The following is a 7,408-nucleotide window of genomic DNA, read 5'->3' on the forward strand; positions in this document are numbered from 1 at the left end:
CGGTCCGTACCGTGCGCTTTAATGAGTACAAGCTGGATATCAGTATCGTGAACGATCTGCAGCGGGATCCGCACGCTCTGGCGCTGATCAAAAGCCTGATCTATTACTGCCAGCTCTCCGGCAGTCGTTGCATTGCTGAGGGGGTTGATAGCCTGGAGAAATTCAATATGTTGAAGGCGTTGGGAATCGATCGTTTCCAGGGCTATCTCATCTCACCGCCGGTCACTGGCGATAACCTGGAGGATCTTATTCAACGCTTTTCACAAGGACGCCATCCCACCAGCATTGCCGGATAAATCGCTCTCGATTTTCACTGCCGCCCGGCAAGAAAAAAACCGACCACTCGGCCAGGGGATTCTCACTTTAAGCCTCAGTCCCGACGCCGATTCAAACAGCCACTGCGGATCGATAGCAACCCCCCTGACACCGGTTCGCCGTCACGGGAACAACGGGCGTAATCCGCCAGTTATCGATGAGCAGCAGCGGGTATAAGCACACCTGTTTCAGTTGCACGCACTTTTTGAGAGTTCCGGTTTTTGAGCCATCAGCCGGTACTCTTCCGGTGTCAGGTTATTCAGGGATTCATGAGGCCGCTCGCTGTTATATTCTGTCAGCCAGCGCGCTGTGATTTCCCGCGCTTCATTCAGGGTTCTGAACAGATAAAAATCCCGGATTTCTGTCCGGTAGGTCTGGTTAAAACGCGCGATAAAGGCATTCTGCGTTGGCTTTCCCGGTTTGATCAACTCCATCCTCAACCCACTGTGCCAGTGTCAGCGAGACCAGTTCTGGTCCGTTGTCCATCCGCATCCGTAACCCCGCTTCCCAACTGAAGCAAAACGCGCTCACCTTGCAGGCGGCGCTTTCATAGCAAAAGAGGCGCGCCAGTTAACGCGCGTTTAGACGGCCTGGTGCAGGCGGGCCTGAATCGCAATATTGATTGTCACGTTATCATCAACCAACGCCGCGAAACTGGCCATGTTGAATGCTGAGCGTGAAATCGTGGTTGATGCATGCAGGGAAATGTTCTCCGCCCCGCCAGGTCCGGCGGTTTTCCCGTTCAGTAAGGCATCCAGAATGACCGGGCGCGCGACATCCTTAACCGCCAGGGTGCCCAGAATCCGATAATGGCCCTGCCCCAGAGCCACCACCCGGCTACTGGTGAACGTGATGTTCGGATAGCGTTCAGCGTCAAAAAAGAGAGCGCTTTTCATCTGATAGGTTAACAGCCGGTTAGAGGCATTCAGCGTCGCCACCGGAATGGCAACATGGATATTGTCGTCTCTATCGTTTCCGGCATTGAGTGCGATATCACCCGTTACCTTTCTCAGAGTGGCCTCAGACATATCGCCAAATGCATGCCAGGAGAGAGTAATGGTGGTTTCCTGCGTATTAATAAGGTAGTCAACCGGGCTGGCATATAACGAAAAGGAGCGGAGCAGAAATCCGAGGGCGATGGCAGGCACGATACGCGTCATGTTGATAATCCTTGGGGATGTTTAACGTGTAAACGTGTCAACCCTCTTTTTTATTCGATCATCCCTTGTGTTTAGCGTGAAGTACTGCAAGCGCAGGAAGTTCGATTTCACCCACTACGATTGCAGTGCTTCGCGGGTTGGGCCCTGCTAGTAGATGTGACTTATGATGGCAACGACGCGGTTGAGCCAGCACAAAACGCATCCTCTCCCAGACCGACCGCCCGTTCATCAGACGCTCCCCCATTCTCGATTGACTCCCGATAATGGTATCTAATCCTGTCAGTTCGAAATCCGCTGGGTAGAGCCCGGTAATCCGTATATTTTCTTCCGAGAACTGCTGTGACAAGCCAGTTATAAACCCGCTAATCCCATGTTGACTGGCGAAAAAAGCGAGATGGGCAATGGAATCCGTAAAACTCGGGATGCCGCAGGTTTTTTGAATATCCTCAGCCCGCCACGCGCAAAAATCCACCTCAACGCCCTCACGCGCCGGCCACACGCAAAGCATATGCCCGTCTCCCCCCGCAAATAACACACCTGAGATCGGGGGAGGCATATACTTAAACCACTTTACACTAAGCGCCGGATGGCAAAGCGCACGCCTTGCCACTGCCCGAAGGCACAAGATACCGCACCTTGTCAGGTGGTAAAAAATAATGAAAGTCCCTGACGGACTTTGCATCAGGCCGGTACGACGATGCTGGCCGGAATATTGGCTTTGAATGGGATAAGACTATGGGTTCACAGGTATCCGCAGCGGAAGATTCACTGCTGCGGCAGAGGTCGTTCGTCACCTTTTGGCTGGTGCGCACCTGTTCATCGTTTGGTTTTCAGATGTTTTCGGTTGCCGTTAGCTGGCAAATTTATGCCATCACCCATAGCGCGATGGCGCTCGGGATGATCGGCCTGATGCAATTCTTACCCTCGGTCCTGCTGGCTCTCCCTGCGGGACACCTTGCGGATCAGTTCGATCGGCGGCGGATCGTGCTGCTTGGTCAGTTTATTGAATGGATAGCATTAATCGGACTGGTCGCGCTGACGCTGCTGCATTGGGCGGACAAGATTGAAATTTGGGGGCTGGTCTTTTTAATCTCCGTGGCAAAAGCACTGGAGTGGCCAGCGATCACCTCGATGCTGCCGGCACTGGTGCCGCCGCCAATCCTTGCGCGCGCGATGGCGGCCAGTTCGGTCGGAGGACAGGCGGCGGTGATTATCGGCCCCACCCTTGGCGGTCTGCTGTACGTGGCGGGTCCGGAAGTGGTGTACGGCGTATCCGCGCTGTTCTATCTGTTCTCTATTGTGCTGGTTAGCCAATTGCGCTATGAGCGGCCGCCGCAAACCCGCCTGCCGATGAATCTCACTAACCTCTTTGCCGGCGTGCATTTTATCCGCGAGCGAAAAGATGTGCTGGGCGTGATCTCCCTCGATCTGTTTGCCGTACTGCTTGGCGGCGCGACGGCGCTGTTACCGATCTTCGCCCACGATATTCTCCATACTGGCCCCTGGGGGCTGGGGATGCTGCGCGGTGCGCCATCGGTCGGCGCACTGCTGGTGGGCATCTGGCTCAGCCGCCACAAGCTGGAGAAGAACGTTGGCCTGATCATGTTCGCCTCGGTGGCCGGCTTTGGCCTGGCGACACTGGTATTTGCGCTTTCTGCTCAGTTATGGCTTTCCCTGCTGGCGCTGGCCGCACTGGGTGGGTTTGATATGGTGAGCATGGTGATTCGCGGTGCGCTGGTGCAGCTCGATACTCCAGATGATATGCGCGGCCGGGTCAATGCGGTGAATGCCATCTTCATTAATACCTCAAACCAGCTTGGGGAATTTGAATCCGGCCTGCTGGCCGCGTGGATGGGCGCGGTGCCAGCCGCGGCGCTTGGCGGGATTGGTACGCTGGTGGTGGTGGCGATATGGATGACCATTTTCCCGCATCTGCGCAAAAGGCAGAAGCTGGAAAATGAAGGCGCGAACTGATTGCAGAAACGCGCACAATCGCCATGACGGGCATGATGCGACATCCCAGAGCCATGCTGGCGCAAGACGATTATTCGTCATCAACGCTAAAAACAGACATCCTGGATGCAACGGCCCTTCATCATCAAAAATTGTGCACCGGCTTAGACCGGTGCCTTTATTTCAGGCCCGGATATCATCGTACTCACGGGTATTATCAAACTCATGCTTAGCGAACGGACACAGTGGGATAATTTTACGCTGCTCTGCGCGCATCTTTTCCACCACCTTTGCTACCAGCTGTTTGCCCACCCCTTGTCCTTTCAGGCTCTCATCAACATCGGTATGTTCAATAATGCTGAGATGCTCGCCGGTGGGGACAAAAACAATTTCCGCGACCTGATTCCCCGCCGCATCATTGACGTAAAACTTGTTATGACCTTCCAGTATTTCCATCATTTCCTCGCTTATTTCTGGCGATACTTCAGGGCGCCGCTCGGACAGGTGTCGATCACCCGCTCGACGGTGGCGACATCGACTTCATCCGGGATGATCCACGGTTTACGCTTCAGATTGAAGAGTTTTGCGCTGCCGCGAACGCAGTTTCCCGAGTGCTGGCAGATGTCCGTGTTGAAGTAGACATCAATCCTCTCTCCGGTGTATGCGCGGTAGCCCGCTTCCAGTAATTCCTTATCCATGACATTGCCTCAGTTATTTTTATTGTTCAGTAGTTAAGCATAGTCCTGCCAGCGCAGACCAGCTATGAGGATATCCCAAAACCCCCGCTCATATTTGTGCTGAACTGTTTGTATTAATGCGAAATAACCGATTTCATATTCACGACGACCTCAGCTTCGACTTTGATTCCCCAGTTAAATAGCGCACGAATTTCCCCATTCGCTTTTATTTCGCCGAAAGGGCGATTAAACTCACACCACGATGGTATGAGCGCTCAGGAACTAGCCTTTGAATTATCCAGTGAAGCTGGCACGTCCGGCGCTATTATTAATGTTCCTCTTTCTCTCTGGTTGTTCATTATCACCAGCGATTCCGGTATTAGGTGCCGCATTTCCGGGTTGGTTCTTCTGTTTATTGGGCGGCGTGTTGTTACTCATACCCTGTCATATCCTGATCGTCCGCAAAGGCTGGCAATCACGTTTTTCTCCGCTGGTATTCAGCTACCTGGCTCTGATGTTCCTGTTCGCCACGTTCCTGTGGTTCCTTTTCTTTGTGTACTAAGCCCCTATGACAAACTCCAGCCCAAGCGTAATACGGAAAAAGTGGCCTCTGCTGGCCCTCGTCCTCGCCGCGATCGTGGCGCTGATACTGGTTATCTGGCAGCTTCAGACCTCGCCGGAAACCAACGATGCTTACGTCTACACCGATACCATCGACGTGGTGCCGGAAGTGAGTGGCCGGATCGTGGAGATGCCCATCCGCGACAACCAGCGGGTGAAAAAAGGCGATCTGCTGTTTCGTCTCGATCCGCGCCCTTATCAGGCAATGCTCGATGATGCCCGGGCAAGGCTGACCTCCCTGGATGCGCAAATCATGCTGACCCGGCGCACAATCAAGGCGCAGGAATACAACGCCCAGTCCGTCGCCGCCGCGGTAGAGCGCGCAAAGGCGCTGGTTAAACAGACCACCTCGTCACGCACACGTCTTGAACCGTTAGTCCCGCAGGGCTTCGCGTCACAAGAAGATCTCGACCAGGCGCGAACCGCCGAAAAAGCTGCCCGCGCGGAACTCGACGCCACCCTGTTGCAAGCAAAACAGGCCTCGGCCGCCGTCACCGGCGTTGACGCCATGGTCGCCCAGCGGGCGGGGATTCTGGCGCAGATCGCGCTGGCGGAACTGCACCTTGAATTTACCGAAGTCCGGGCGCCTTTTAACGGCGTGGTGGTCGCGCTGAAAACCACTGTCGGCCAGTACGCCTCGGCGTTAAAACCGGTGTTTACCTTAATGGATGACGACCACTGGTATGTCATCGCCAACTTCCGTGAAACCGATCTTAAAAACGTCCGCCCCGGAGTACCGGCCAGAGTCACCATCATGACCAACCATGATAAATCGTTCGCTGGCGTAGTCGATTCTGTCGGCTCCGGAGTGCTGCCTGAAGGCGGGAGCGTAATTGAAGGCCTGCCGATTATTCAGAAGAGCATCAACTGGGTTCATGTGTCGCAGCGTTTCCCGGTGAAAATCGCGGTGACAGCTCCTGACCCCGAACTCTTCCGGATGGGCGCCTCCGCCAGCGCCGTTCTTCAGCCTCAGTAAGGAGGCGATATGCAGAACGTCTGGTCATTTCTCAACCGCGAACTCCGCGACGCGCCGGGGCGGGCAAACTACACCCTGCGCCTGACCCTGAGCTGCGCGGTGCTGATCGTCCTGTTTATGACCCTGCAGATCCCTTTTTTGGCCGTGGCACTGATCGTGGTGTTTTACGTCAGCCAGCCTAACGTGCTGATGATAAAGCTGGTGAGCGTGGTCTTTTTCCTCACCGTCAGCGTGGCGCTGGGCTGTGTTCTACTGATCATCAAATGGACTTATGACTACCCGCTGATCCGCCTGGTCGCCTCGGTCCTGCTGTTTTTCGGCGCCATCTATCTGATGCGGGTGCTGGGCAAGCTGGGGATGGCCTTTTTCGTGGTCGCCCTGGTGGTCATCTACGCGCAGACTTTCCCCTCGATGACCAGCCAAAGTGAGATTCTGGTGCGCTTGCTGCTCTGGCTGTGGGTGGTCATCAACCTCGCCATCGTGGTCACGCTACTGGTCAACGCCGGTTTTCAACAGGCTTTTCCCGGCTATCAGTTCAAAGCGAGAATGGTTTTTTTGCTCCGCCAGGTGGCGACGCTTCTCGCCCGGCCGGACGCCAGTTCTCCGCCGACGTTCAAAGAAATTGCCGAACAGTTCGCCCAGCTTCAGTCTCTGTATAAGCAGGCGACCCGCGCCAGCCCTGAGATAGCCGATAGCCCGCAGGCGTGGCAATCCCTGATGGCCGCCACCCTTCACTGCTATCACCTGGCCGCGCTGCTTCAGCCGGAAGAGGCCCCTTCCGCCGGGCGCCTACAGCTTGCCGCCGCGCTCTCGACGCTGGCGCAAAACCTGGACGTCAGCACGCTCCCGGCAAACCTGCCGGAGGCCAGCGCGAGGGATACGGCAAACCCAATTATTTTGCAGGAGATGGCCGCCACGCTGAACCAACTGGCACGCGGTGAAGCGCTGCCACTACCGACAGGAGAAGAGGAAAAAGCGCCCCTGCTGCTGCCTGACGCCTGGTCGAACCCCGCCTATTTGCACTTCGCGCTCAAAACGCTGCTGGCAACGCTGCTGTGCTACGTTTTTTATACCGCCGCCGACTGGCAGGGTATCCACACGATTATGCTCAGTTGCGTGATTGTCGCTCAGCCAGGGCTCGGCGCGACGCTGCAGAAGACCTGGCTGCGCATAGGCGGCGCCCTGCTCGCCACCCTTCTGGCACTGTTAATGATCGTGTTTATTCAGCCGCATACCGAATCACTCGTCGGTTTGCTGGCGATGACCCTGCCGGTAATGGCGCTGTCGGCCTGGATAGCGGCGGGGTCAGAACGTATCGCCTACGCCGGGATTCAGATCGGTTTTACCTTCTCGCTGGCGTTTCTCAGTGGGTTTGGCCCGCTGACCAATTTGACCGAGCTGCGCGATCGCGTCATCGGTATTTTACTCGGCGTGCTGGTCTCTTCGATTGTCCACCTCTACCTGTGGCCGGATAGCGAAGCCCCGCAGCTCAAATCGCGGCTGGCCGACCTCTACCGGCTGATTGCGGATGACCTACGCGCCAGTCGTGACAAGGTGAAATTAGTCCCACTGTTTCACGCCCTGAACAGCGTCGAAACGCTGATGCATCGGGTGGCGGCTGAACCCCTGAATGCTTATGCTCACCCGCATCCCGAGGCAAAAACCTGGCCGGTGAAGGCCACCTGGACGCAGGCCCTCGAAATCGT

Annotated in this window: 8 protein-coding genes and 1 pseudogene; 5 read left to right on the forward strand and 4 right to left on the reverse strand. The window is 55.9% G+C overall.

What is annotated here, in order from left to right; genetic code table 11:
- On the forward strand, positions 1-296 hold a 296-nt coding region (locus ACZAHD_RS20335), incomplete at its 5' end, for an EAL domain-containing protein (RefSeq protein WP_462458366.1).
- 207 nt (positions 297-503) lie between these two features.
- On the opposite strand, the pseudogene ACZAHD_RS20340 reads toward ACZAHD_RS20335, so the two are convergent.
- Positions 504-810: pseudogene (locus ACZAHD_RS20340) on the reverse strand (integrase core domain-containing protein); the annotation flags it as partial.
- Positions 811-896: 86 nt separating this feature from the next.
- On the reverse strand, positions 897-1,475 hold the full coding sequence (locus ACZAHD_RS20345) for a YceI family protein (protein ID WP_462458367.1): 579 nt from the start codon (positions 1,473-1,475) through the stop codon (positions 897-899).
- 735 nt (positions 1,476-2,210) lie between these two features.
- On the opposite strand from ACZAHD_RS20345, the gene ACZAHD_RS20350 reads away from it, so the two are divergent.
- Positions 2,211-3,449, forward strand: a complete 1,239-nt coding sequence (locus tag ACZAHD_RS20350; RefSeq protein ID WP_462458368.1) for an MFS transporter — start codon at positions 2,211-2,213, stop codon at positions 3,447-3,449.
- A gap of 162 nt (positions 3,450-3,611) precedes the next feature.
- Here ACZAHD_RS20350 and ACZAHD_RS20355 read toward each other — a convergent pair whose 3' ends face one another.
- Entirely contained in the window at positions 3,612-3,884 is a 273-nt protein-coding gene (locus tag ACZAHD_RS20355; RefSeq protein ID WP_100684349.1) for a GNAT family N-acetyltransferase, read from the reverse strand.
- Between the two features lie 11 nt (positions 3,885-3,895).
- Positions 3,896-4,126 carry a 4Fe-4S mono-cluster protein YjdI gene (gene yjdI, locus ACZAHD_RS20360; protein ID WP_462458369.1) on the reverse strand — a complete coding sequence of 77 codons (231 nt, stop codon included), beginning with the start codon at positions 4,124-4,126 and terminating at the stop codon, positions 3,896-3,898.
- Between the two features lie 310 nt (positions 4,127-4,436).
- Here yjdI and ACZAHD_RS20365 point away from each other — a divergent pair, with 310 nt between their 5' ends.
- The 3 genes from ACZAHD_RS20365 to ACZAHD_RS20375 all read left to right on the forward strand — a co-directional run.
- Positions 4,437-4,667 (forward strand): YtcA family lipoprotein, encoded by a 231-nt coding sequence (locus tag ACZAHD_RS20365; protein WP_462458372.1) that lies wholly within the window; start codon positions 4,437-4,439, stop codon positions 4,665-4,667.
- A gap of 6 nt (positions 4,668-4,673) precedes the next feature.
- Positions 4,674-5,702: a multidrug transporter subunit MdtN gene (mdtN, locus tag ACZAHD_RS20370; RefSeq protein WP_462458370.1), complete on the forward strand. Its 1,029-nt coding sequence runs from the start codon at positions 4,674-4,676 to the stop codon at positions 5,700-5,702.
- Between the two features lie 9 nt (positions 5,703-5,711).
- On the forward strand, positions 5,712-7,408 hold a 1,697-nt coding region (locus ACZAHD_RS20375; protein ID WP_462458371.1), incomplete at its 3' end, for an FUSC family protein.

This window comes from Raoultella sp., from assembly GCF_039594335.1.
Classification (GTDB): Bacteria; Pseudomonadota; Gammaproteobacteria; order Enterobacterales; family Enterobacteriaceae; genus Klebsiella.

Coding starts and splice junctions, on each gene's coding strand:
- ACZAHD_RS20345 (WP_462458367.1), bottom strand. CDS start 1,475: ATGACGCGTATCGTGCCTGCCATCGCCCTCGGATTTCTGCTCCGCTCC.
- ACZAHD_RS20350 (WP_462458368.1), top strand. CDS start 2,211: ATGGGTTCACAGGTATCCGCAGCGGAAGATTCACTGCTGCGGCAGAGG.
- ACZAHD_RS20355 (WP_100684349.1), bottom strand. CDS start 3,884: ATGGAAATACTGGAAGGTCATAACAAGTTTTACGTCAATGATGCGGCG.
- yjdI (WP_462458369.1), bottom strand. CDS start 4,126: ATGGATAAGGAATTACTGGAAGCGGGCTACCGCGCATACACCGGAGAG.
- ACZAHD_RS20365 (WP_462458372.1), top strand. CDS start 4,437: ATGTTCCTCTTTCTCTCTGGTTGTTCATTATCACCAGCGATTCCGGTA.
- mdtN (WP_462458370.1), top strand. CDS start 4,674: ATGACAAACTCCAGCCCAAGCGTAATACGGAAAAAGTGGCCTCTGCTG.